Below are 23,824 nucleotides of genomic sequence, written 5' to 3'. Positions count from 1 at the left end.
AAGCTTTCAAAAAGACTGAACAGAACAAAAATTCCAAAACGACTACCAATTTTCAGGAGAAAACCAATGATTATCTTTGATTTGAACACTTTGGAAACAGTTGAAGGCTCTGCAGTTATCGGTGGTACATCTGGTACTGTTACTGGTGGAAAGAACGTGAATCTAGTAACCGCTATCAAGCAACAATACACTGTTAACATCAGCTTGATCAAAAATGCGGCTGTAAACTCTGCTCTTAACAGTGGTGTAAACGTTTCCGGTAATGCGTCTACAACTGTTTTTGAAAACACTGCAATTGGACCCAACACATACGCTCAATCAGACGTATCCAACACCGCAATTATTGGTCAATTGTCTGAATCTGCTGGTACTTTAATCGCTGGTACTAAACACTAAAAAAATATAAGATACCTATTTTTAGGTATCTTATATTGACATGTATTGTCTCAAGAGCCAGTAAAAAATGACGAAAGCTTTAGATCAAAAATAAAGCTTTCGTCTTCCCTTCAAAGCCAGTTTAGATAATATTGACACTACCAATTTTCCTCTTTTTTGTTTTACAAACTTCAAACCTCAAATTAGTCGCACGCAAAACTCATGTTAATTTTGGATATCGATTATTTAGACACTCTTTCTGAAGCCTCTACAATACATATAAATGGTAGTGGAAAAGCCTTCGCAATTTCTAATTTTTGGGTCGTTGCGTTAGGTGGTTCAACTTACGCTGGTGCTGTGGCTAATAATCAAGCATTTACTGGAAGTCAGGGTTCCTTTGCTAGCAGTTCTGTACAAGCTTTTGCTGCTGCTTCTGGTGGTAATGTTTTTGTGAGTGCTGCTTCTGTCGCTTCTGTTTCTAACTAATTATGCTTATCAAAGATTTATCTTATTTAGAAAATGTTTCCGAAAACCAGCTAGTCTTGGGTTCTGCAGGAACGATAGTGATAGCCAATGCATCAGCTACAGGAACTTCGCCCTTAGCTTACGTGAACACAAATACCAGAGCCATAAATTTAAGAAACGGTGGTTCGGTTGCTGTTGGTGTGGGAATCGCTGTTGCTAGTGGGGTTAACCCTTCAGCGCAGGTTGTAGTCGGAGGGTTTGGAGACAAAGTAATTAGATTAACGCCTAATATCAATACCCCAAACTTAGATATTGCTATTGGTGTTGTAGTTGCGATTGATTTTCCTGGACGATGATGATAGTAATCCGCAATTTTAAGTGAGATATCACTATGTAATTATCTCACTTAAATTAGGATTGCTAGAAAAATTATTACTTAAATGAGGTGCATTCATGAGTGGATTGAACATTTATGATTTGAGTTTTTGTGACTCAGTGATTGAAGATGTGAAAGGTGGAAGGTTTTTGACTCAAGTTTACAGCTATTTATCGCAGTTAATCAAACAACCTCCTGTCCCAGATTTAACAGGTTATAACACAACAGAAATTACTGCTAATGAAACATCTGTTGTTAACAAGTTAGAAAATCCTGAAACTGGCGCAGTTGGATATGAGGTATTAAACAACGATGGTCAATCCAAGTCTCGCGCCTTAGTGTTGTTTGGTAATAATACTCAATCCAAAGGATTTATTTCTTTGAATGTTTCATCGATAAGTACTGCATTCAAATAATCCTACAACTTCTGGAAAAAATGCCATGACTCGCTATCAAGTTGTGATTAAACGTGTCGTCTCGCCAGACGGAAAGATTATTGCAGAGACAAAAACTGTCGTCGCTACATCTAGCAATAACCAAAGTGAGACTAGTCAAAGTGTTTCAATAAATGTTGCTTCTGGTAGTGGTGTTACTACTCACATTATTTCCTCTAGTTCCTCTCAATCTGGTTATAGTTCTGCATCTGGCTCCACTTCTATTTCTAGTACTCATTAAAAAACAGCACACATCATAATAATTAGTTCACTTTTTTAAAGAAGTCAACTAAGTTGAGTATCTGTAACAGCAGACCATTGTTATTTGTCATTTGTCATTAATTAACCCATGATAAATGACAATTAACAAATCACCCAAATAGGCGTGATTTGTGCTAACCAAACACAAGAGTTTTGTTAGTTCAACAGATATTAATTGTGTAAAAAATTTGATGAGGTAATTGTGAGGAACCGTTTAATCATAGGGGAATTAAGTTACTTACAGGAAGTGACAGAAGAAACTCTTGTGGGAGGCGCCGTCGCTATTACGGGGACGATGACGACAGCTACACCGGTTTCAGCGAGTGCAAGTGCGATCGCACTCGCTAATGGTCAATACGTAACATCTGCGACGCAAACTCAGGTAATAACTGGCTCAAGATTCAGTGCAGGTAATGCAACAGCCGCAGCGTTTGCAGTTACTGGAAACAGTGCTGCTCTAGCTCTGAGTTTAAGTAATTCTACTGCTCTGAGAAATGTATATTCGAGTTCCTCTAGCTCGTATACAGCTGCATACAGTTTCACGATCGCTAATCCCTAATTTTAGTCACAAAGAGGTAAAAATCTCATGTCTCTAGATATTTTGGAAAAAGTCAAAGACTTTCTAGTTCGACTAGTTAAAGATGAAGCTTTCCGCACTCAATTAATGAGTGAAAAATTGGAAGAAGTGATGACAGTTTTAGAAAATGGTGGCTATTATTTTTCTCAAGAAGAATTTGAAAATGCCGCTATTAAAATATTAGAATTAAAAGAATCAGGTGAGTTTCAAGACCTGAGTGAAGAGGAATTAGTCGGGGCTATTGGCGGTCTGACAGTTATCTCTGATACTGATAGAGTCATTCAGCCATTGTATGGCATCATTGTTGATCCACTGCCAGTAAATCCCAAACCCAAACCAATTCAATGGATTCCTAAACCCTGGCCCAGACCAATACCAAAGCCTTGGCCACAACCCATGTATGGCATAATAATTGACCCACCAGTACAAGCACATTATGGAGTGGTTGTACCATACGACCTAATTTAAGCCAAACAATTGCATATTGCAGCTATTTTAGTGGTGATTAATTGACCCAATTACTAAATATATTGCTGCTCATATAACCATAACCTCCAGTGAATTTCTAAGACCAAAATTGAGAGTTAGCTATGGCATATCACCGTAAAAGTTATGCAGTTTGGGAAATTACCTTAAAGTGCAATTTAGCTTGTAGTCACTGTGGTTCTCGTGCTGGAAATGCACGCACTCAAGAACTTTCCACTGCAGAAGCTTTAGATTTGGTCAAACAAATGGCACAAGTGGGAATCAAAGAAGTTACCCTCATCGGTGGTGAAGCTTTCCTGCGACCAGATTGGCTGGAAATTGCCAAAGCGATTAATGATGCAGGGATGCTGTGTGGAATGACCACTGGTGGTTATGGTATTTCTCTAGAAACTGCACAAAAAATGAAAGCTGCAGGGATTCGCACCGTCTCCGTTTCTATTGATGGTTTAGAAGTAACTCACGATCGCTTGCGTGGAAAGCCCGGCTCTTGGCGCTATGCTTTTAAAACCATGAGTCATTTGCAGGCTGCGGGTATTTCCTTCGGTTGTAACACCCAAATTAACCGCCTCTCAGCGCCAGAGTTCCCACGCATATATGAGTGTATTCGTGATGCTGGTGCTCGTGCTTGGCAAATTCAACTGACTGTCCCGATGGGAAATGCAGCCGATAACGCAGACATCTTACTGCAACCTTATGAACTATTAGATATTTATCCGATGATCGGGCGTGTTGCGCGCCGCGCTTATCAAGAAGGTGTGCAAGTCCAAGCAGGAAATAATATCGGCTATTATGGCCCTGATGAAAAGCTGTTTCGGGGACGAGGTAAGGAGCAAGATTTTTCATTTTGGCAAGGTTGCGGTGCTGGACTTTCAACTTTAGGAATAGAAGCCGACGGTGCTATTAAAGGTTGTCCCTCACTACCGACTACAGCTTACACTGGTGGTAACATTCGAGAGCGTTCCTTGCAAGATATTATTGAAAATTCAGCCGAGTTACGGATGAATTTAGGAGCGGGAACACCGGAAGGTACAAAACACCTCTGGGGCTTTTGCAAAACTTGCGAATTTGCGGAAATTTGCCGTGGTGGTTGCAGTTGGACTGCTCATGTTTTCTTTAACAAAAGAGGGAATAATCCCTATTGTCATCATCGCGCTCTTGTACAGGCGGAACGTGGATTGAGAGAGCGTGTTGTCCCAAAAGTGAAGGCACAGGGGCTACCATTTGATAATGGTGAATTTGAGTTAATAGAGGAGTCTGTGAATACTAATTTGCCAACAAATGATCCGCTAAATTTTAGCGCTGACAGTATCCAGTGGACTGAAAATTTGCAGCAGGAAACTGAAGTTGCTTACTCGTTAATTGGGTAATAAATTATGGTAGAAAATTCGGAAAATACCAAAATACTAGATAATACAACTGCTGTTGAATTATCTCATAAAGAATTAGAAGCTATCCCCTTGTTACCTCGTTCCGGTTGGGTGAATCAAGTCTCTTATTTAAAATTAGTTTTAAAAACTAAACAAGCACTAGATGCGAGAAAAAAGCCAATTAGTTAGGATGAAAAAACAATAATATATATTGATGTTTTTTCGACCTTGTTGAATCCCATTATCGGGGTTTTAGTACAACACAAAATCATTTTCAATCGTTGAACCACAGATTAACGCAGACTTAGCGTAATGTTAATCTGTGGTTGCTTTTTATTGGCATTTGAGTAATTTTCGCTTAGACTTTAGTATAATTTTTAGTCGTTCGGAAGCAATAGGTTTTGCAATGATTTTTAGTTTAAAAAACTTCAGTGCTATGTGTGCGGTATTGTTGCTGGGTGGTGCTAGTAGCTTGCAGAATTCATCTCTAGCATCTATTAACAATCCTTCTCAGTTAATAGCACAAGGAGGAGTGAGCCGTACTAATTCTAACGCCACCACTGTTTTTAAGCCGATTTTGCCTCAATTAAAACAAAAAGCTCAAATTCCTATTGTTTTACCGAAAATTATCCCGATTCCCCAGGGAGAAAACCCACTTTATGCAATTTTAGAAAATGTCGCACCCAAGAAATATCAAATATTACTGGGTTTTAGTTCTGACTGTAATGGGGGGACTGCTTGTCGTTTTGGCGTGATTACCGCAGAAGCCGTGACAAATAAAACACCGCGCCTCACGGGTAAAACTGTATCCTTAGCCAAGGGTATTACTGGCTATTTTGTCGATTCTACTTGCGGGGCTAATTGTTCAGATGCCACCTTGACTTGGCGACAAAAAGGTGTGCAATATGTGATGGGGATAAAAGCGGGCGATCGCGCTTCTTTAATCAAAATGGCTAATTCTGCAATCAATCCCTAATACCAATTCAAATAATCTTTGCAACACATGAATGGTTGATCAGGGCGAACAACCGTTCAGGGCGAACAACCGTTCGCCCCTACATATTCTTTTTTCAAAATGGTAAAAGATTCAACCTAATTTCACTAAAGCCAAGCGAAAAGAATCACGAATTACTGGAATTAGGGACAATAACCTGTGAATTAAAGAAAATCGGTGTAAATATTTTTTGGGTAAATCAGTAAACCTAAAAACTTCTGCTACTTGATAGCGATTGTCCCAATTTTGGATTTGGCAAATATCAGAAATTCCCCAATTAAACTTGGCTGACATATGTTTAATTGAATCATGATATCTTTGATTTTTCACCATAAATGGTGATATGGAATCAAACGCGAACCAAGAACCAGGAAAATGCTCTAAAAGGTTAGCAAATAACTTTTGAGCTTGCTCCTCAGAAAGATACATCATTACACCTTCGGCGACAAACATATATGGTTCCGTCCCCGCAGCTTTGACGCGCTCAATCCAGTCTGTATCTAAGGCAGAAGCTGTGATAAACTGACGGCGTTCGGTTTCTTGAAAAAACAGCGATCGCATCTCCATTGAATCTGGTAAATCTAAATCAAACCAGCGCACTTGACCATTATCCACTCGTTCAAAACGAGTATTCAAACCCGCTCCAATCTCAATCACCATACCTTGGGGATATTTTTCTAGATAATTACGCACCCAATTATCTAATATCATTCCTCGCAAACAAGTTCCAACTTGACTTATTTGTGAATTGGCAAATTTATCAAAATTGTAATCGATGCTTTCTAGAATTTCCGCCGATTTTGGATCTACTATGATGGGGTCTGATTGTTGCAGTTCAGTTGCTCTAGCCCACAGGGTAATTAGTAATGTTTCTTGAATTATTCCCAGGTTAACTTTGGTTTTAGTCATCGGTAACTCCTGTATTTTAATTAAGTTTAATTACGTTGATCCACTTATTTAATAAAATTGATCTGAAGCTGTGCGATACAATCAATTTATCCACCTCTTACACCTGTGGTTATGGTTAAGATTTCTCCTTCCTACATTCCCTTGCTTGAGAATGGCGATCGCCTGACGCGCTTGGAGTTTGAACGCCGCTATAATGCTATGCCTAACGTCAAAAAAGCTGAGTTAATTGAAGGAGTTGTATACGTGGCCTCATCTTTGCGCTTTGAACCCCACGCTGAACCACATGCTAATTTGATAGGCTGGCTGTGGTCTTATAAAGTAGCTACGCCCGGTGTCAGATTGGGTGATAATCCGACTGTGCGGCTAGACTTGGATAATGAACCCCAACCTGATGCTATTTTACTAATTGACGCAGCCTGCGGTGGACAGTCGAGTTTGAGTGCTGATGGATATGTGGAAGGTGCGCCAGAATTAGTGGTGGAAGTCGCCGCTAGCAGCGCTACCAATGATTTGTATGATAAAAAGCGTGTCTATCGTCGCAATGGTATTCAGGAATATATTGTATGGCAGGTTTTTGAGAGTGCTGTCAGTTGGTTCAGCTTTAAAGATGGTGAATATGTGGCGCTGACACCGAATGCAGCAGGTATAATTCAGAGTCAAGTTTTCCCCGGATTGTGGCTGGATGTCTCAGCGTTAGTTACAGGCAATATGTCACAGGTACTGACAATTCTGCAACAGGGACTAAATTCAGCGGAGCATCAAGCATTTGTTGAGCAGTTACAACACTGATTAAGTATTACCCATTGTTGTAGTAAAGTTTGTGCAGGCGTTTTTTTCGTCCTCACTGCTTTTATTGGTAAACTTCTATTATTTTATGCAACCTCGGCAAAGCACTATTGAAACTTTTTCCACTTTTGTAGAATTCGCTGCTGATCGCTTTAGTCGTTGGGCTACAGAATCTAGATTGCGTAGTAGTATGCAAAGTTGCGTCAACCGCACACCACAAGAAACATCTTCAGCTTTTTGGGCGCTTTATTGGTATAAATTATGGCAGACATCTGCAACCCAAACCATAGCCCAACAACATCTCGCAGCTTACTTACAAGAACCTTGTTACTGGGTATGCCAAAAAACAGTCAATAATTTCGCCAGTACACAATACCAATTATCAGACTGTTTTCAGATGGCGATCGCCCAAATTGATAAAGTCCTCAAAGGGTTCAATCCTAATCAAGGCTTTACCTTAAAAAACTACGCCAGTCCCATCTTTGCAAGTGCTATCCGCGAAACCTTGCGCCAACGCCACGAAGTTGATATCTGTACAGATTGGGGACTATTACGAAAAATCTCACAAAAACGGTTACAAGAATCTTTAGAAAACGCCGGCTTATCTCCCGCAGAAATTCCCGGTTATATCATCGCTTGGAACGCCTACAAAACCCTTTATATCCCCACCACAACCGGAACTTCACGCAAAATTACTCGCCCCGAAGACCAGACCTGGGAAGCGATCGCTAAAAATTACAACTCTCAAACTAGCCAAAATGTCAATCCCCAAACCATAGAAAAATGGCTACTAAACGCCGCCAAAGCCACACGTCGATATCTCTATCCCACACCAGAATCTCTCAACGTTTCCAAAAGCAGCGATGATTCCTGGGAATTGCTAGACAATCTCCCCGGAACCCAACAAGAATCCATCATTAACGAAATTATCGCCCAAGAAGAAGAACAAACCAGAACTTCTCAACAAAGCGAAATTAATCAAATTTTAGTCCAGGCGATCGCCCAATTAGAACCAGACCTGCAAAAAATCCTGCAACTTTACTACGCTCAACAACAAAACCAAGACAAAATCGCCAAACAACTAGAAATCAAACAATACACCGTCTCCCGACGACTCACCAAAGCCAGAGAAACCCTCTTACGTTCCCTAGCTAACTGGAGTCAAAACACGTTGCATATTTCCATCACCCCAGACCTACTCAAAACCATGAGTACAGTAATGGAAGAATGGTTGCAAAACTACTATATGAAGTATGAAGTATGAAGGATGAAGGATGAAATAGGAAAAAACCTTTCTTTTTCTCTGCGCCTACTCTTCGGGAAGCCACTTCGTGTCTATGCGTCTCTGCGTGAGACAAATTCATATTTACCAACGCCAATTAACTAACTTATAGAATAAAAATTTATACTAACTTGCAAAAAACCAACAGAGAAAACTTACCACTATGACTACATTTACATTTGCTAACCCAACTGATTTAATATTAGAAATTCCTCACACCACACACAATCAAGCTTTTTCTAACTCAGCTTCTCGCTATCAAGCAGAAATTAATCAACTTTGTCTGAATGCAGTTTTACCTTGGTTACAAGCAGATTTATCAACACAAGCTCAAGTCTGGCCGAATAACGCTGCTTTATCAAGTTTTTGGGAACTGGTAAATGGAACCGCAATTACACTAGAAGCCAGTCGCTTGATCTTGATTCCTAGCGAAACCATCGACTTGAGTGAAATGCGCGTCCCCCAAGAGTGGGTAGATTTACCAAGCTGGGCTGGTGATTATTATTTAGCAGTACAGGTGGAAGCCGAGGAAGGCTATGTCAGAGTTTGGGGTTACTGTACCCATGCTCAACTGAAAGATAAAGGTAATTATGACTCAGGCGATCGCACTTATGCTTTAGATGCTACTGATTTAAATGGAGACATTAGTGTGTTCGCTGTAGCGCGAGAACTGTGTCCACAAATAGCCACCCGTGGAGCCATCTTACAGATACCTACTCTACCACAAACCCAAGCGCAAAACCTGATCACTCGCCTAGCAAATTCTCAAATCCTTACACCCCGGTTAGCTATCCCCTTTCCACTTTGGGGCGGGTTAATTGAACATGGCGGTTGGCGACAAAGCTTATATCAACAACGTTTGGGATTACCAGAACAGTGGTCAGTGCTGCAGTGGTTGCAAAGCGGCGTTTCTCAAGCAGCAGAAAACCTAGGTTGGGGACGGTTGAATTTACAACTGAGTGCAGCTGGGGCGCGGAGTGTGGAAACAGCAGAAAATGTAGTGGCTTTTGCTCGTCAATTAGCGATCGCTGGACAATTATACGACCTCACCATCACCCCACAAGGCGAAGCCGACGAAATAATTTGGCGCTTTGAGTTACGTAACGCCACCGTCGGCGCCGCTATCCCTGGTGGTTTTAAACTCAGACTACTCACCGAAGATTTGCAACCCTTCCCCGACAATGAAGATATCGCCACAACCGCTGTCACACAACTGTTTGTGGAAGTTGCTTTAGAACCCGGTGAAGGTATAGTCTGGGAAATTGAACCCCTCCCCGAAAGCTATGAGCAAGAAATACTCAAATTTTAAGCTTTAGGCAGACTTTTTTTATAGATACTAGGATAGGGAATCATACCCTAAATCCACCTAGCTAAGAAAATGTCATGAAAGAAAAACCCAAACCACAACAGCGTCTCTGGGCGATGTTCTGTCATTTTTCGGCTTTGTTAGCATGGATACTCTTATTTGGTTTAGTGTTTCTCGGTATTCCCTTATATTTACCTTTAAATATCTTCGTCCCTTTTGTAATTTGGCAATTAAATAAAGCCAAATCTCCCTGGATTGATTTTCAAGGTAAAGAAGCTTTAAATTTTCAAATTTCTCTCACATTTTATACTTTAATTGTCATCATTGTTTCCTTATTAACCATGCTAATTATCTGTGCCATAGCAGTAACTAGCAATAGTGGAGGAAATCAATTGAAAACAGTTTTAAACAGTTTAATAGTTGTGTGGTTTTATCTAACTACAATCATCTTAGTCACGCAATTATTTTTAGTTAACTTTGCCGCCGCCAAAGCTTACAATGGGCAGTATTATCGTTATCCTTTGACACTGAGATTTTTAAGATAAGTGGGTCATTTCTTCCTAATCCCCAATCCCTGTTCCCTAATCCCTGTTCCCTAATTTAAATATATGGTTTCATTCTTGGAGAAGAATCAACAAACAATTGGTGTAGCAGTTATTGGTACTGGATTTGGTAAAAAAGTCCACATTCCCGGATTGCAAGCACATCCTCGCACAGAGGTAGTAGCTGTTTATCACCGCGATATTCTGCAAGCAAAAGCCGTTGCTGAGTCTTATGATATACCCTATGCCTGCGATACCATTGCCGAAATTTTGACATTACCAGAGGTGCAAGCAGTTAGTATATCCACACCACCATTTTTACACTATGAAATGGCTAAAGCAGTGCTACAAGCAGGGAAACATTTATTATTAGAAAAACCCATAGCTTTAAATGCATTGCAAGCGAAGGAACTGTATCAATTAGCAAAAGAAAAAAATGTGATTGCTACCGTTGACTTTGAATTTCGGTTTGTACCAGGATGGCAATTATTTGCAGAACTATTATCAGCAGATTATGTAGGTAAAAAACGGTTAATTAGAATTGATTGGTTAGGTTCTTCTCGTGCTGATGCTTCCCGTCCTTGGAATTGGTATTCCTCTCAAAAACAGGGAGGTGGTGCGTTGGGTTCATTAGGTTCTCACGCCTTTGATTATATCTATTGGTTATTTGGCCCAGTACATAAATTAAGCGCTTATTTAAGCACAGCCATTCCTACGCGCCTTGATTCAGCCAGTGGAGAACATAAACCAGTAGAGACAGACGATAATTGCTTGCTGACATTAGAGTTAGCTGATGGTACACCTTGTCAAGTTACAATTAGTGCGGTTGTTCATGCATCTCGAACACATTGGGTAGAAGTGTATGGCGATCGCGGTACTCTAATTGTAGGCAGCGAAAATCAAAAAGATTACATCCACGGATTTCGGGTCTGGGGTTCCCAACCAGGTAAACCGTTAACGGAAATGGAAATCCCCAATCGCTTAATTTTTCCCCAAAATCATACTGATGGGCGGATTTCTGCATTTATTCGCGTTGTTAATCAGTGGGTAGAGGGTATCGATAGTCAAGAACAAACTGTCCCATCTTTGCGAGAAGGAGTTTATTCCCAGCTATTAATGGATTTGTCCCATGAATCTCAGCAAAAATCTAGCTGGGTGAATGTACCAGACTTGGAAACATTTCTTAATAATTTTGATTCACGGTGAATTCAGTAGACCTACCATGAAAATAGGAGCTAGGGACTAGGGGTGAGGGAAAGACATTTTTTTGTTCCTTGCGCGAGGAACACAGGAGTAGAGAAGAGGACGCAAAGAATGACTTTTGCAAGAAGTCTAATTAGCAAACCACAGTTTGTTTACTCATTTCAGTGTTTTCTGCAAGCAAACCGCAGTTTGTTTACTCATTTAACCTAAACGCTTTCTCATTTCAGTGTTTTCTGCAAGTAAACCACAGTTTGTTTACTCATTTAACCTAAACGCTTTCTCATTTCAGTGTTTTCTGCAAGCAAACCGCAGTTTGTTTACTCATTTGAGTGTTTTCCGTAAACAAACTGGAGTTTGCTTTCTTATACCAAGTCGCCAAAAGGGGACAACAGATAAATTGGTAGGGGCGTACGGCCGTACGCCCTTACAGGTTATTGATGTGTTGCCAAAATTTAGAGAATTGGTATTATTTCCGTAATTCCCGCACACAATTATCTGTAATCTTGTTGTTGAATACTCCTTAATCGAGCCGCATCACGCATATTATAATCAGCGCGAGTGAAGCGATTTAGTTGTGCTTCAAAAAATTCTCGATTTGCTTGTAAATGTTTGGGATTTGGGTCATCTAAAGGATATAAAAGAGCAGTTCGCAATGCTTGAATTACCGCCGAGGTCACGTTGTACATTGACCTTTGAAAACTAATACCCAATTGAATCAACATATCTCCTTCACCACGACAATATTGCTCATAATAATCAACAAGATATTGGGGTAGGAAGTGCAACATATCTTGCATTAATAATGTTGGTGGAATACCCGCAGTCCCAACTGGAAACACGTCAGCGTAGAGAATTCCATAGTGAAAATCTTTTTGCTCATCAGGTACTTGACCTGCTTGAGCATTATAAGATTTAGTGCCTCTAAAGGGTGCGGTGCGGTAGAAAACAGCTTCTACATAAGGTAATGCTGCTTCATATAACCAAGTAAAACCTTTAGATTTGGGAATGATTTCGTAACATTCACCTTTAATATAAACATGATGGTAAATAGGTCTACCAGCGATGGCAAAAATCCCATTGACTAAGAAATTCATCGCATCTGGTACACCTTTAAATCCACCTTCATCGTAGATGTCTGACATCTCAAAAAAGACGGGCGCCATCACTTCCCAAAATAAACCCAGGTTGGAATAATAAGACATTTGGCGACACTGTTCTATGAACATTTCTGGGAACAGTTTATGCAGTGCCAACATGACCGGATTACCTTGAAAGTAGGCTTTGATGGCTCTATCAGCGTTAGCTTTATATTCTTCTGAGTCTAGGTAAGCATCAAATTGGTTGACTGGTGCATACATATGACGATGCCAAAGCATGGCTCGCATACAAGCTTCAGCAAATTCCATGTTAATGCGATCGTGGAATAAATGATGGAATAACTGGGGAAATTTGCCAGTTTCACCTTTGTCGATAAATGCCAAAAGTTCAGGGTGAGCGGTAGCAATTCCGCGCCAAACTCGCAAGTCGGCATCATCGCCGGCATAATGATTGTGTCTTTCTAAATACTCTTTGGGTAAGAAGTATTTAAAAAAGGGTAAGGGGTTTAAAAATTCTCGTTCAGCAATATAAAGGAGGTCACGCCAGTAGAAATCCATTGGCACAGCATAAGCTTTATACAAACCAATGATTTGCATGAGATTTTCTGGCGTATCTGGCAACATTGAACCGCCAGCTTCTAAACGGTGAATTACTTCGGCAAATTCATGTTTAGAAGGAGGTAATTTGGTAGTGGAAGGGATAACAGTTGCTGTCATGGTAATTAGTGTTTAGTGATTTTCAGTTATTTCTATTAATAGTTTTGTCCCTGATGAAAAGGGAGAAAAAATATTCAAGCAATTGCTTTTTAATCAGATTCCCGACTATTACCAGATGTCGGGAACCTTACTCAAGCTCATGTTTATTCTTGCAAGGCTATTTGCGAAACGACAGTTTTTTCTATGGGTGGAATTGCAGCTACCATTGTTGTGGTTGTGGTTTCACTCCAACGCACTAACCAAGTGGGTTGTATTCCTAAAAAGATAATTAAAACTGCCAAAATTAAAGCTGGTATTTTCTCTGACCACAACACGCGAGGATAGTAAGCTAGGTTGTTGTCGAGTTTGCCAAAACAGGTACGGTTGAGGAGAATAACGAAATAAACTGCGGTTAAAGCACTAGATAATACACACAAAAGCGTGGGAATAGGGAAGTTAGCAAAACTACCTTGGAAGACGATAAATTCAGCCACAAATCCAGTTAAACCAGGAATCCCAGCACTAGCCATTCCGCTTAAAACTAGGAGGGCGCTGATTAGAGGTAAACCGCGAATGGGACTCATTAAACCATTGAGCTGGTCTAATTCGCGGGTACCAACTTTCGCTTCCACGATTCCTACTAAAAGGAAGAGGATAGCAAGAATGATACCGTGGCTGAACATTTGGGCGACTGCACCTACAAGGGAAAGGGGAGTACTCGCAGCACCTGCGACTAAGATGTAACCCATGTGACCGATAGAACTATAGGCTACCATGCGCTTGATGTCTGTTTGGGCGATCGCTACTAATGCTCCATAGATAGCACTGATTGCACCCCAAATTGCCAATGTAGGCGCGATCGCACTCCAAGCTTGGGGAAACATTCCCAAACCAAACCGCAACAATCCATAAGTACCTAGCTTCGCCAAAACACCACCAAGCAAAATAGCGATTGGTGCGGAAGCTTCTACGTAAGCATCCGGCAACCAAGTATGAAAAGGAACTAAAGGAATTTTGATACCGAAACCGACTATAATTCCTCCCAGTAGGAGAATTTGCATTCCGGCTGAGAGGGTTTGGGTAGAGATGGCGTCTATGGCAAAGCTGCTAGAACCAGTTAACCAAACTGTGCCGAGGAAGGTTGCTAAAATTAAGGCTCCAGAAACTGCTGTATAAATTAGAAATTTGATGCCAGCATAAGCTCGTTTTGCTCCTCCCCAAATAGAAATTAGCAGATAAAAGGGGATTAATTCCAGTTCATAAAACAGGAAGAATAGCAACAGATTTTCTGCTAAAAATGCACCAGCGACACCACCACTCACTACTAATATTAAAGAGTAAAAAAGCTTAGGACGTTGGATCTGCTGGCTGCTGCTGTAAATTGCAATCCAGGTGAGGAGACTATTTAGTATCAACATTAATATTGATAGTCCATCCACCCCTAATTGATAGTTTAAACCCAGAGTTTCGTTCCAAGGTAGATATTCTTGAAACTGCATTCCTGGGTTACTGAGGTCAAATTTCAACAGAATAAAAAGATTCCAGAGCAGATTTATTCCTGACAGGAACAATGCTATGAGACGAATGCTGCTATTAGAGATAGTTTTGGGCAATAGTGCTACCAAAACAGCAGCTAAAATTGGCAGAACAATTAAAACGCTTAACATGGCAATTTAAAATTTGGCAAAGCCGAGATTTAAAACATTAAATCGAGAAATTGTACTCCCCAAAACGGCCAAGCTACCCACATTCCCAAGACGCTGACACCGAGGAGGACGGTGAAGGCGTAAAATTGGGTTTGTCCGGAGGTGCTGTATTTTAGCCCTTGTCCACCTAATAGTGAAAATAAGCCGACAAGATTGACAATCCCGTCAATAACTAAGCGGTCTAGCATATCGGCAAATTTGGCAATTTGACCGACGCTAGCAACAATGGTGAGGCGATAAATTTGGGCGGTGTAAAAGTCGTAGGCGAAAAAATTTCTTAAAGCTTTTCCCGGTAAGCGGATAGGTTTTTGCCAATTTCCTAAATAAACGACGCCACCAATGCTGACACCAAAAATACTTGACCAAATCAGCAACAGGGTTACATCTTTATTCAGAATTGCCCAACTGGGAAGGAGTGATAAACTTTGCAAAACTAGGGGCAGGTGTAGGACAAAACCGAGTAAAATTACCATCGGTAGCACCATCGGCCAGTGGACTTCAGGCGATCGCTCACTCATTTGCTTGGCTTGACGACCAAAAATTAAGCCGAATTCTCTGGCTAGACTAAAGGCTGTGAGGGCGTTAACGGCGATAATTACTGCTACCAATGCTGGTTGACTGAACCACAATGCATCACCCAGTTTTATTAAAGCCCAAAAGCCGCCCAGAGGTGGGAAGCCGATTAATCCCAGACTACCAACTATAAAAGCGATTCCGGATATGGGACGGCGCGACCAGAGTCCACCCAGTTGGTTAATATCTTGGGTGATGCTGTTCCAGACAATCCCCCCAGTACTCATGACTAGTAATGCGGAAGATAAAGCATGGGTGAGGACTAATAACAGTGCGGCTTCATCTTGTTGCGTACCTACGGCGATGAATACTAAACCCATGTAGGCGCTAACCGAATAAGACTGACAGCGCTTAATATCAATTTGGGCGATCGCAATTAAGGAAGCACCGACTGCTGTCACCGCCCCAATCGCTACAATGGCTGAGGATACTATCGGTGATAAGGTTAACACTGGTTGCAGTTTAATCAGTACCCATGCACCACTGGCGACTACCACTGAGTTCCGCAAAACTGTACTAGGTACGGGGCCTTCCATCGCTTCATCTAACCACAAATGCAACGGGAATTGAGCACATTTACCCATCGGCCCCGCAATTAAGGCTAAACCTACTAAAGTAATCAGCGTGGGGTTGACGTTGGCTGTAGTCGCCCACTCAGCTAATTCTGTATAGTTCCAAGTTCCAGCTAGGGGCCATAGTCCCAACACCCCCATTAATAATAGTAAGTCTCCTACCCGTTTGGTTAAAAATGCATCTCTTGCACCGGTGACTACCAGCGGCTGACTAAACCATAAGCCGACTAGGAGGTAGGTTCCCAAGGTGAGGATTTCCAAGATGACATAACTGAAGAATAAGCTATTACATAAAACTAGGGCACATAATCCGGCTTCAAAAAATCCCAACAAAGAAAAGAATCTTCCCCAGCCCCAATCCATTTCCATGTAACCGATGGCGTAAGTTTGTGCTAGCAAATTTAAGCCTGTAATGACGACTAGTGCACCGACGCTGACCGAGGAAATGTCTATAGCAATAGTTAGATTTAAGCCAGCAGTGGAAAGCCAGGGAATAAATAGTTCTGTTGATGGGTGATTCCAGGTGTTTGACAATGCGATCGCACTATGAATGAAGGCGATAAAAGTCATCACCAGATTTACATAACCCGCTGGTCTTGGCCCTGTGCGGCGAATGATCCCCGGCGACCAAGGCACAGCTAACAACCCGCCCAATAAGGCATAGCACGGAACCAGCCAGACAGTCTCTAATAGAAACTGAACCATGAATTTACCTCTATATTTGCAGCAAAATTTGGGTCTGTGAATCAGCAGTCGCTAGCTTCAGTCAACCCGTATTTCAGATAAAGGAAATTTATCTTTGTTTAATATTGTTAGAAATAGCTTACCTTTATCTCAGACAAAATGGAATTACTTAGGCGAAACAAATAGGCGATATTTACTCTAAGTAATTCTTATATAGCGTAGCATTTGATTAATAAATATTAATTATTTTGTTGAATCTATACATTAACCCAGGGGTTAACAAATAGTAACCATTGGTTTTAAGTAATTGACATAAATGACAAGAGACGCAGTTATATGCGTCCCCGGAAACCAGTAGAATGAAATCTACACTTTGGTAGTTTTGTCAAGATATGGACTCAAAACAGTGATCGCTGGTGGTGAGTCGAGTAGGGTGATGGGGGCGGGTTTCATATCTCGGTAGTCGAGGATTTGGACAATGATTAAGTAAGCGATCGCCAAGAGGATCGAAATCGCACCCGTAACAATAGCAACTATTTTCGAGCGGTTCATCAGATTTTCCTGTAATGCATATCATTATTGTTACAGTCTCTGCCGCCGCATCCAGACGAAGCAATGAAAGGGAAGAGGGAACAGGGAAAATAAGCCCCCCTTGTGGGTGAGATTTTAACCGTTCGGCTGACGCTCACGGCGAAGCCTCCCTTGGGATAAAAGGATTGCATCGATTGACCCAAAGAAACTGTTTACGAACCTCCTCAGTCACCTTGATTTTGAAAAGCATTTAAGCGCAACAAAAATAAACTATTTTCGTGAGTTTGTTCTAATAAAGTTTGTTGCCAAAGCATCTGCATAGTCACTTCTTCAAAAAATAAAAATAACTGATTACTAAACATTCTGATACATAAATCAAAGTATAAAGGTTTATTACCTGGTAAAATCCTGACAATCCCTTCTAAATCAAACTGCTGTCGGCGATTTTCTAGGATATCGATCAAAATATCTTCAATGCCAATTACTTCAGGAAATCCGAGTCTGACATCTTGACCCAGAAGCACGTCAGATGGGCAATCAGCAAATTTTTTGACATCAAGGGATGTACTTTGAATTTTTAATTCACGAGTTAATTTTAAATATTCCATTTATTTTTATTTTTGGTGCTATCAAACAAATTACCTTAATTTGTAAATTTCAATATTTATTAAACAAAGGATATGCTTTTTTGTTAAAACTTTTCCAGAGTGCATTATAAAAAAATAAATGTGACAAACTTGTGACAAAAATCTCTATTTTTATTGAGAGGTAAATTTTATAATTTGCTGAAAATTAAATGATACTATTTCAGAAATATTCACTAATTTCAGTCATGAGAATTTTGCTTATAGACGACGATGAATTGTTTTCTCATTTGCTCAAAGCAAATTTGACTGAGCAACGTTATACCGTAGATGTTGCTAAAGATGGTGAGGAAGGTTGGAGTTTTTTAGAAGCAGCTAGCTATGATTTAATTGTGTTAGATGTGATGTTGCCAAAACTAGATGGAATAAGTTTCTGTCGGCGATTACGGGCTAAAGGCTTGCAACTGCTAGTACTGCTTTTAACTGGTAGAGGTACGACTGACGATAAGATTCTTGGTCTGGATGCTGGTGCAGATGATTATGTCGTTAAACCGATACCATTACCAGAATTAGAAGCCAGGATTCGCGCCTTACTACGTCGCAAGACGACAACTGGATCACCTACCTTAGAATGGGGAAATTTGCGATTAGATCCTAGTCAATGTGAGGTGACTTATAGTGGTGTGGTTTTGCATCTCACTGCTAAAGAATATGCTTTATTAGAATTGTTCATGAGACATACAGAAAAAACTCACAGTCAAAGTAGCATTCTCAATCAGTTGTGGTCTTTAGAGGATGAACCACCCACACCTGATACTGTAAGAGCACTAATTAAAAGGCTCAGACAAAAACTAAAAACTGTGAGCGCAGATGATTTAATTGAAACTGTTTATGGCTTAGGTTATCGTCTTAACCCAGCTTTACAAAAGGTGAAACAAAAAGAGGTGATATCTCATTCTTACCGTTCACAAAGCTATCAGGAGATGAATACAAATATCTCAGAAGAAACGAAACTAAAAGTACTTGACCAGATTTTCATTCTAGAACAATGTATTGAAAACATAAAATATAGTTTTTTGAATGTTCATGCATGGGAAACAGCTAAACAAGAATCGCACAAATTAATTAGTTCTTTAGGAATAATGGGATTATTTGCATCTACTGAGACTGCTAGAGAGATAGAAATACTGTTACAAAAACCAGAAAATTTAACACAAAAACAGCAAGATTTTTTAACAGAGGAAGTAAAAAAAATACGTTTACTGGTTGAATGTGTAACTCCACAAGAAATAGCCAAAGAAACAATCGACGATAGCGTTAATCATAAAAATGAGCCAGATATAGTCCAGACTAGATTGTTAATTGTAGATCAAGATCAAGAGCTGGTTGACAGTTTAGTTGTTGCAGCTAATATGAGGGGAATACAAACAGCGATCGCACCTCATCCCCAGTTAGCTTTAGCCGCTATTCGGCGAGTTCCTCCAGACATAGTGTTACTAGATTTAGTTAATGAAAATACTCAAGAAGAAGCATTAATTCTCCTAGACGAATTGTCAAAACAAATGCCTCCTATCCCAGTAATAGTCTTTCATAACGGTGAACAAACACAAAAAAAACTAGCAATTAATCGCTATAAAATTAAAAGCTTTCTTCGCAAACCTATCGCCTCAGAGCAAATTTTAGCAGCTATCACTCAAGCACTAAAACCTCATTCACTCCCGACAGAAGCAAAGGTTTTAGTTGTAGATGATGATTGGATGACCTTACGTTTTTTACAAACATTATTAACACCTTGGGGACTACAAATTACTACTCTCCGTCACCCTAAAAATTTTTGGGATGAATTGGTACAATTGACACCAGATTTGCTCATCCTGGATGTACAAATGCCGGATATTGATGGTATTGAACTATGTCAAACTTTACGTAATGATTCGCGTTGGGCGTGGCTACCAATTGTATTTCTTACTGGACAACGAGATACAGAAACTATTCAAAAAATATTTGCTGCTGGTGGTGATGATTATGTTAGTAAACCAATTGTAGCCCCAGAGTTAATTACCCGGATTTTTAACCGTTTGGAACGCACTCGGTTGTTGCGGGAACAAGCAGAAATTGATTTACTAACGGGTTTACCTAATCGCCACCGTTCTAGTCAAGATTTAAGTAAGTTTTTACATATAGCCAAGCAATATCAACAACCTTTTTGTTTAGCTGTGCTCACATTAGATAATTTAACTCAGATTAACCGCAACTATGGACATCAACTAGGGGAACAAATGCTGCGTCGGTTGACGTATTTATTACGCCAGGAACTGCGGAGTGAAGATATTATCTCTCGTTGGGATAGCGCCGAGTTTATTGTGGGAATGTATGGAATGAGACGGTGTAACAGCGTGGAATGGTTAGCACAGGTACTGGAACAATTGCGCCAAACCAAATTGCAAACATCCGATTCAGAAGCAATTACAATCACCTTTAGCGCTGGAGTCAGTCAATATCCCCTAGACGGAACCAGCATTCAAACTCTTTATCAAACGGCTGGATTAGTATTAGAAAAAGCTAGAGAAAGTGGTGGCGATCGCATTTTACCAGCAAATTGGCGACCTCTGCAATCTCAACCTTTCTCCCTGATGGATGTCATCTTGATACACCAAGATTCTGCTTTTGCAAAGCTAATTTTGCAGGCGATGACAACACGCGGTTATCATACACACTGGTTACAAGATGGTAAAACTGCTTTAGAGATATTGAAAGGAAGTAATTCTACCTTGCATAGTCGCATTATTTTACTAGCAGATGATTTACTAGAACCAAAAGGACTGGAAATTCTTAAACAATTTAAACGTGACAAAATAACTCAACGCTCTAAAGTTTTGTGGTTATCGAGTAATTTAAACGAAGTGGAAAAAGCTTTAAGTTTAGGTTGCTATGATTATGTGAATATACCTTGTAATATTCCCGCACTTATGAACCGTCTTTGTCAAATTTTAGAATAAACTCATTACCTTTATCAATTCTGATCACAGAGGATAGCTGTATTTCTTTTGCTCCTGTTGTAAAGCAATTTGTACTCTGTGATATTCTGTTTGCATTTTCTCAATTAAATTTGCTACATCATGAAAATTTTCTTGAATTAATATTGCTTCCAATTCCCTACATAAAATTGCTAAATCCCCAGCACCCAAAGTAGCGCTGGTAGAAGCAAGTGTATGCACACAACGACGCAAATTCGCATATTTTTTTTGCTCTAAATAGGTATGGATATCTTGTAAAATTTTTGGGGTTTCTGCGAGATAATAGTCAATAGTTTCTAAAATAAATTCCCGTGCATTTATTGCTGGATTAAAACTTGCCATTTGCAAAATTTCGTCTAAAGCAGCGTAGTCAACAGGATGTTTAATTGTGTCTTGCTCTTCTATTTCTTTTGTTTGCATATCCTGATTTTTAAAACTATCAACTAGTGGCTGACATTTTTTTAGCGCTGTCATCAATTCTTGAATGCGAATAGGTTTAGTGAGATAATCATTAATACCTAATGATAAATATCTTTGTTTCTCAAGCTCTACTTCCCGCATTGCACTAGCTGTAAGAGCAATAATCCACGGGCGAGTTTCCTTTGTCCACTCTTGATATATATGCTGTGTAGCCGTTAAACCGTCCATTTGCGGCATTTGTATATCCATCAATACCACATCATAGAGTTGACGATGCAACGCCGCAAGTGCTTCTAAACCGTTATTGACAATATCTGGTTGATAGCCCATGCCTTGCAACATTAATCCTATCATCCTCTGATTAATAATATGGTCTTCTACTAACAGTATCCTTAAAGGAAATTGCTTTGCCATTCGAGTATTAATTTGGGTATCATTGGCAATATCTGCGTTATTTCCTCCCGGCTCATCAAACACAGGAGCCACAATAGTAAAGTAAAATTTACTACCTACATTTACCTGACTTTCTACCCAAATTCGCCCACCCATCAACTCACATAACTGTTTGCAAACAGCCAGCCCTAGACCAGTACCACCGTACTGGCGGGTGATGGAAGCATTGACTTGACTGAAAGCCAGAAACAGACGCTCAAAGCGATCGCTAGGAATTCCAATTCCTGTATCTCTCACAGCAAATTGTATTTCTACTGCATTTTTTAATTCTTGTTTTTTAAATACTTTTACTGAAATCTCAACATCGCCAACTTCAGTAAATTTAATAGCATTGTTGAGTAAATTTACTAAAACTTGGCGCAATCTAGTAATGTCTCCCACAATCATCTCAGGAAGGTCTGACAACTCTAACAATGTCAGTTTTAAACCTTTTTCTCTAGCTTTAGGTAGAAGTAGATTAATGGCTTCATGAAGACAAATTATCAGATTAAAAGGTTGTGTTTCTATTTCTATTTTTCCCGAGTCAATTTTAGAAAAATCTAAAATATCATTGATGATTTTTAATAAAATATTACTACTACTATAAATAGTTTTCACAAAATCCTGTTGTTGAATACTCAATTCACTATTGAGTAATAAACTCGCCATTCCAGTGACCGATGTGATAGGAGTGCGAATTTCATGGCTAATCATAGCTATAAACTCCCGCTTCGCTAGTTCTGCTTGCTTGCGTTCAGTTATGTCTCGAATTATGTAAACATAACCCTGGAAATGCTCAACTTCAGTCTGTACCATTGAACAAGAAAAAGCCACAGGAATGATTTTTCCTGTCCGAGTGTGACAAACACTTTCAGCCTCTTTGATTAAAGGAACAGAAATAGTAGGAGAGTTTAATTCTTGATGAATATTAGTAAGAGAAGTCTTTTGTATTTCGCCTGTTTTTGTGATTAAATTATCAACTCCAGTGATAAATTTACAAATAGGTTGTCCAATCAGTTCCGCTTCAGAATATTCTAAGAGAACTTGGGCAGATAAATTAAGTTTTTTTATTTTTCCTGATAAAGTCGTCACCATTAAAACATCAACCATTGACTCCATAATTTGATTAACATATTGGTTAGTAGCACTTAATTTATTTAATAACAGGTTGGCTTCATTTGTAGCCTGAGTTAAAGCCTGTTCCAGTACCATTCTGTTCGTGACATCTTCGATAAGAATCATTAATTCATGACTTTGATAGTTATTATGTATATTATTAGTAATACAAATATCTATATACACAGGAGCATCGCTGTTATTAACAGCGGAACGCATCATTCCTTTTAGTTTAAAATTATTTCTCCTACCCTGCAAAATTTCCTGAAAAATATCTTCTAGTCCAGTTAATTCAGGAAAAATTAATCGAATATCTTGACCTTTGTGCGCTTGCTCACAGGTATCTAAACGTTCTACTCCTAGTGACTTTTCTAAGATATTTAATTCCTGATCAATAATCAAATATTCAATTCTTTGTAGTGATAATAAATTAGTGAATAATGAATTCATCAAGACCCCACAATAATACAGTATGTTTAAAAACTAGCGAATCAAATTAAATAAGTTTTTGGGCTAAAGTTTCAAATATTTCCCCAACATTCTCACCCGTTTTAGCCGAGGTTATATAAGTAGCTATGACAGGCTCTATTTCGCTAAATTTATAAAATTGTCGCAGACTTTCTAAATATTCATTTTCAATTAAATCTGATTTATTTAATGCTATAACAATATTACTTTTAGGGCTAACCGCTAAAAAACTCTGGATATGTCCTAAAAGATGATCGAGAGTATCTTTAACTGTCATATCACCGATGATTACTGCGCCTTTTGCGCCTTGAAAATAACTGGGAGCGATCGCTTTAAATCTATTACTACCTTCAATATCCCAGATAATCATCTGTAACTGTTGCTTATCTGGGCTAAGATTGTCGGTAACATTCACCAATTTCCGAGAAATCTTTACCCCCACAGTTGAAAGATACTGGTCACTAAATTGACCTTCTACAAATCTGCGAATTAGGCTAGTTTTACCCACACCAAAATCACCAATTAAACAAATTTTTTTAGATATTATAGACATAATTAACTAGTG

At 39.6% G+C, this 23,824-nt stretch carries 24 protein-coding genes; 16 read left to right on the top strand and 8 right to left on the bottom strand.

Annotated features, from left to right (window positions below; all coding sequences use genetic code 11):
* Nucleotides 1-66: 66 nt before the first annotated feature.
* The 10 genes from MIC7126_RS0102315 (at nt 67) to MIC7126_RS0102270 (ending at nt 5,317) form a co-directional block, all read left to right on the top strand.
* Complete coding sequence (locus MIC7126_RS0102315) at nt 67-396, top strand: hypothetical protein (RefSeq protein ID WP_017651507.1); 330 nt, start codon at nt 67-69, stop codon at nt 394-396.
* Between the two features lie 201 nt (nt 397-597).
* A complete protein-coding gene (locus tag MIC7126_RS0102310) occupies nt 598-861 on the top strand; it encodes a hypothetical protein (RefSeq protein ID WP_017651506.1) in 264 nt (87 codons plus the stop codon).
* A 2-nt stretch (nt 862-863) separates the two neighbouring features.
* Nucleotides 864-1,196, top strand: a complete 333-nt coding sequence (locus MIC7126_RS0102305; protein ID WP_017651505.1) for a hypothetical protein — start codon at nt 864-866, stop codon at nt 1,194-1,196.
* 97 nt (nt 1,197-1,293) lie between these two features.
* Nucleotides 1,294-1,632 (top strand): hypothetical protein, encoded by a 339-nt coding sequence (locus MIC7126_RS0102300; RefSeq protein ID WP_017651504.1) that lies wholly within the window; start codon nt 1,294-1,296, stop codon nt 1,630-1,632.
* A gap of 25 nt (nt 1,633-1,657) precedes the next feature.
* Complete coding sequence (locus MIC7126_RS0102295; protein WP_017651503.1) at nt 1,658-1,891, top strand: hypothetical protein; 234 nt, start codon at nt 1,658-1,660, stop codon at nt 1,889-1,891.
* A gap of 222 nt (nt 1,892-2,113) precedes the next feature.
* Nucleotides 2,114-2,470: a hypothetical protein gene (locus MIC7126_RS0102290; RefSeq protein WP_154655810.1), complete on the top strand. Its 357-nt coding sequence runs from the start codon at nt 2,114-2,116 to the stop codon at nt 2,468-2,470.
* A 27-nt stretch (nt 2,471-2,497) separates the two neighbouring features.
* Complete coding sequence (locus MIC7126_RS0102285) at nt 2,498-2,956, top strand: Nif11-like leader peptide family RiPP precursor (RefSeq protein WP_017651501.1); 459 nt, start codon at nt 2,498-2,500, stop codon at nt 2,954-2,956.
* A gap of 122 nt (nt 2,957-3,078) precedes the next feature.
* A complete protein-coding gene (locus tag MIC7126_RS0102280; RefSeq protein WP_017651500.1) occupies nt 3,079-4,341 on the top strand; it encodes a nif11-class peptide radical SAM maturase 3 in 1,263 nt (420 codons plus the stop codon).
* Between the two features lie 6 nt (nt 4,342-4,347).
* Entirely contained in the window at nt 4,348-4,530 is a 183-nt protein-coding gene (locus MIC7126_RS0102275) for a hypothetical protein (protein WP_017651499.1), read from the top strand.
* Between the two features lie 217 nt (nt 4,531-4,747).
* Nucleotides 4,748-5,317, top strand: coding sequence for a hypothetical protein (locus tag MIC7126_RS0102270; RefSeq protein WP_026099970.1), 570 nt, complete (start codon nt 4,748-4,750; stop codon nt 5,315-5,317).
* A gap of 111 nt (nt 5,318-5,428) precedes the next feature.
* Here the strand turns inward: MIC7126_RS0102270 and MIC7126_RS0102265 are convergent, their stop codons facing one another.
* Nucleotides 5,429-6,244 carry a class I SAM-dependent methyltransferase gene (locus tag MIC7126_RS0102265; RefSeq protein WP_017651497.1) on the bottom strand — a complete coding sequence of 272 codons (816 nt, stop codon included), beginning with the start codon at nt 6,242-6,244 and terminating at the stop codon, nt 5,429-5,431.
* 111 nt (nt 6,245-6,355) lie between these two features.
* Here MIC7126_RS0102265 and MIC7126_RS0102260 point away from each other — a divergent pair, with 111 nt between their 5' ends.
* The 5 genes from MIC7126_RS0102260 to MIC7126_RS0102240 all read left to right on the top strand — a co-directional run bounded on the left by MIC7126_RS0102260 (nt 6,356) and on the right by MIC7126_RS0102240 (nt 11,366).
* The gene (locus tag MIC7126_RS0102260) at nt 6,356-7,033 is read left to right on the top strand and encodes a Uma2 family endonuclease (RefSeq protein ID WP_017651496.1); all 678 of its coding nucleotides are present in this window, start codon (nt 6,356-6,358) and stop codon (nt 7,031-7,033) included.
* Nucleotides 7,034-7,118: 85 nt separating this feature from the next.
* Nucleotides 7,119-8,294 (top strand): sigma-70 family RNA polymerase sigma factor, encoded by a 1,176-nt coding sequence (locus MIC7126_RS0102255; RefSeq protein WP_017651495.1) that lies wholly within the window; start codon nt 7,119-7,121, stop codon nt 8,292-8,294.
* A 181-nt stretch (nt 8,295-8,475) separates the two neighbouring features.
* Nucleotides 8,476-9,621, top strand: a complete 1,146-nt coding sequence (locus MIC7126_RS0102250) for a DUF1822 family protein (protein WP_017651494.1) — start codon at nt 8,476-8,478, stop codon at nt 9,619-9,621.
* 74 nt (nt 9,622-9,695) lie between these two features.
* The gene (locus tag MIC7126_RS0102245) at nt 9,696-10,163 is read left to right on the top strand and encodes a DUF4870 domain-containing protein (RefSeq protein ID WP_017651493.1); all 468 of its coding nucleotides are present in this window, start codon (nt 9,696-9,698) and stop codon (nt 10,161-10,163) included.
* Between the two features lie 63 nt (nt 10,164-10,226).
* Entirely contained in the window at nt 10,227-11,366 is a 1,140-nt protein-coding gene (locus MIC7126_RS0102240; RefSeq protein ID WP_017651492.1) for a Gfo/Idh/MocA family protein, read from the top strand.
* A gap of 488 nt (nt 11,367-11,854) precedes the next feature.
* Here the strand turns inward: MIC7126_RS0102240 and MIC7126_RS0102235 are convergent, their stop codons facing one another.
* The 5 genes from MIC7126_RS0102235 to MIC7126_RS0102215 form a co-directional block, all read right to left on the bottom strand.
* Entirely contained in the window at nt 11,855-13,177 is a 1,323-nt protein-coding gene (locus MIC7126_RS0102235) for a CO2 hydration protein (protein WP_017651491.1), read from the bottom strand.
* Nucleotides 13,178-13,320: 143 nt separating this feature from the next.
* Nucleotides 13,321-14,823 (bottom strand): NADH-quinone oxidoreductase subunit M, encoded by a 1,503-nt coding sequence (locus MIC7126_RS0102230; RefSeq protein WP_017651490.1) that lies wholly within the window; start codon nt 14,821-14,823, stop codon nt 13,321-13,323.
* 29 nt (nt 14,824-14,852) lie between these two features.
* Entirely contained in the window at nt 14,853-16,712 is a 1,860-nt protein-coding gene (locus MIC7126_RS0102225) for an NAD(P)H-quinone oxidoreductase subunit F (protein WP_017651489.1), read from the bottom strand.
* Nucleotides 16,713-17,057: 345 nt separating this feature from the next.
* Nucleotides 17,058-17,243, bottom strand: a complete 186-nt coding sequence (locus MIC7126_RS0102220) for a hypothetical protein (RefSeq protein ID WP_017651488.1) — start codon at nt 17,241-17,243, stop codon at nt 17,058-17,060.
* A 203-nt stretch (nt 17,244-17,446) separates the two neighbouring features.
* Entirely contained in the window at nt 17,447-17,830 is a 384-nt protein-coding gene (locus MIC7126_RS0102215; protein WP_017651487.1) for a hypothetical protein, read from the bottom strand.
* 224 nt (nt 17,831-18,054) lie between these two features.
* Between MIC7126_RS0102215 and MIC7126_RS0102210 the strand changes: the two genes are divergently transcribed.
* The gene (locus MIC7126_RS0102210) at nt 18,055-20,805 is read left to right on the top strand and encodes a response regulator (protein ID WP_017651486.1); all 2,751 of its coding nucleotides are present in this window, start codon (nt 18,055-18,057) and stop codon (nt 20,803-20,805) included.
* Nucleotides 20,806-20,829: 24 nt separating this feature from the next.
* On the opposite strand, the gene MIC7126_RS0102205 is transcribed toward MIC7126_RS0102210, so the two are convergent.
* Together MIC7126_RS0102205 and MIC7126_RS0102200 are read right to left on the bottom strand one after the other, a co-directional pair.
* Nucleotides 20,830-23,241, bottom strand: coding sequence for an ATP-binding protein (locus MIC7126_RS0102205; protein ID WP_017651485.1), 2,412 nt, complete (start codon nt 23,239-23,241; stop codon nt 20,830-20,832).
* 46 nt (nt 23,242-23,287) lie between these two features.
* Nucleotides 23,288-23,812, bottom strand: a complete 525-nt coding sequence (locus tag MIC7126_RS0102200) for a Rab family GTPase (protein ID WP_017651484.1) — start codon at nt 23,810-23,812, stop codon at nt 23,288-23,290.
* Nucleotides 23,813-23,824 lie beyond the last annotated feature (12 nt).

Source organism: Fortiea contorta PCC 7126, assembly GCF_000332295.1.
Taxonomy (GTDB): Bacteria; Cyanobacteriota; Cyanobacteriia; order Cyanobacteriales; family Nostocaceae; genus Fortiea; species Fortiea contorta.
This window is presented reverse-complemented; position numbering and strand designations above follow the sequence as displayed.

What these genes read in the sequence shown, in the direction of transcription:
- MIC7126_RS0102210 (WP_017651486.1), top strand. Translation starts at nt 18,055, where the DNA reads ATGAGAATTTTGCTTATAGACGACGATGAATTGTTTTCTCATTTGCTC.
- MIC7126_RS0102315 (WP_017651507.1), top strand. Translation starts at nt 67, where the DNA reads ATGATTATCTTTGATTTGAACACTTTGGAAACAGTTGAAGGCTCTGCA.
- MIC7126_RS0102220 (WP_017651488.1), bottom strand. Translation starts at nt 17,243, where the DNA reads ATGAACCGCTCGAAAATAGTTGCTATTGTTACGGGTGCGATTTCGATC.
- MIC7126_RS0102240 (WP_017651492.1), top strand. Translation starts at nt 10,227, where the DNA reads ATGGTTTCATTCTTGGAGAAGAATCAACAAACAATTGGTGTAGCAGTT.
- MIC7126_RS0102270 (WP_026099970.1), top strand. Translation starts at nt 4,748, where the DNA reads ATGATTTTTAGTTTAAAAAACTTCAGTGCTATGTGTGCGGTATTGTTG.
- MIC7126_RS0102275 (WP_017651499.1), top strand. Translation starts at nt 4,348, where the DNA reads ATGGTAGAAAATTCGGAAAATACCAAAATACTAGATAATACAACTGCT.
- MIC7126_RS0102205 (WP_017651485.1), bottom strand. Translation starts at nt 23,241, where the DNA reads ATGAATTCATTATTCACTAATTTATTATCACTACAAAGAATTGAATAT.
- MIC7126_RS0102300 (WP_017651504.1), top strand. Translation starts at nt 1,294, where the DNA reads ATGAGTGGATTGAACATTTATGATTTGAGTTTTTGTGACTCAGTGATT.
- MIC7126_RS0102225 (WP_017651489.1), bottom strand. Translation starts at nt 16,712, where the DNA reads ATGGTTCAGTTTCTATTAGAGACTGTCTGGCTGGTTCCGTGCTATGCC.
- MIC7126_RS0102280 (WP_017651500.1), top strand. Translation starts at nt 3,079, where the DNA reads ATGGCATATCACCGTAAAAGTTATGCAGTTTGGGAAATTACCTTAAAG.
- MIC7126_RS0102310 (WP_017651506.1), top strand. Translation starts at nt 598, where the DNA reads ATGTTAATTTTGGATATCGATTATTTAGACACTCTTTCTGAAGCCTCT.
- MIC7126_RS0102230 (WP_017651490.1), bottom strand. Translation starts at nt 14,823, where the DNA reads ATGTTAAGCGTTTTAATTGTTCTGCCAATTTTAGCTGCTGTTTTGGTA.
- MIC7126_RS0102255 (WP_017651495.1), top strand. Translation starts at nt 7,119, where the DNA reads ATGCAACCTCGGCAAAGCACTATTGAAACTTTTTCCACTTTTGTAGAA.
- MIC7126_RS0102250 (WP_017651494.1), top strand. Translation starts at nt 8,476, where the DNA reads ATGACTACATTTACATTTGCTAACCCAACTGATTTAATATTAGAAATT.
- MIC7126_RS0102200 (WP_017651484.1), bottom strand. Translation starts at nt 23,812, where the DNA reads ATGTCTATAATATCTAAAAAAATTTGTTTAATTGGTGATTTTGGTGTG.
- MIC7126_RS0102245 (WP_017651493.1), top strand. Translation starts at nt 9,696, where the DNA reads ATGAAAGAAAAACCCAAACCACAACAGCGTCTCTGGGCGATGTTCTGT.
- MIC7126_RS0102215 (WP_017651487.1), bottom strand. Translation starts at nt 17,830, where the DNA reads ATGGAATATTTAAAATTAACTCGTGAATTAAAAATTCAAAGTACATCC.
- MIC7126_RS0102285 (WP_017651501.1), top strand. Translation starts at nt 2,498, where the DNA reads ATGTCTCTAGATATTTTGGAAAAAGTCAAAGACTTTCTAGTTCGACTA.
- MIC7126_RS0102265 (WP_017651497.1), bottom strand. Translation starts at nt 6,244, where the DNA reads ATGACTAAAACCAAAGTTAACCTGGGAATAATTCAAGAAACATTACTA.
- MIC7126_RS0102260 (WP_017651496.1), top strand. Translation starts at nt 6,356, where the DNA reads ATGGTTAAGATTTCTCCTTCCTACATTCCCTTGCTTGAGAATGGCGAT.
- MIC7126_RS0102295 (WP_017651503.1), top strand. Translation starts at nt 1,658, where the DNA reads ATGACTCGCTATCAAGTTGTGATTAAACGTGTCGTCTCGCCAGACGGA.
- MIC7126_RS0102305 (WP_017651505.1), top strand. Translation starts at nt 864, where the DNA reads ATGCTTATCAAAGATTTATCTTATTTAGAAAATGTTTCCGAAAACCAG.
- MIC7126_RS0102235 (WP_017651491.1), bottom strand. Translation starts at nt 13,177, where the DNA reads ATGACAGCAACTGTTATCCCTTCCACTACCAAATTACCTCCTTCTAAA.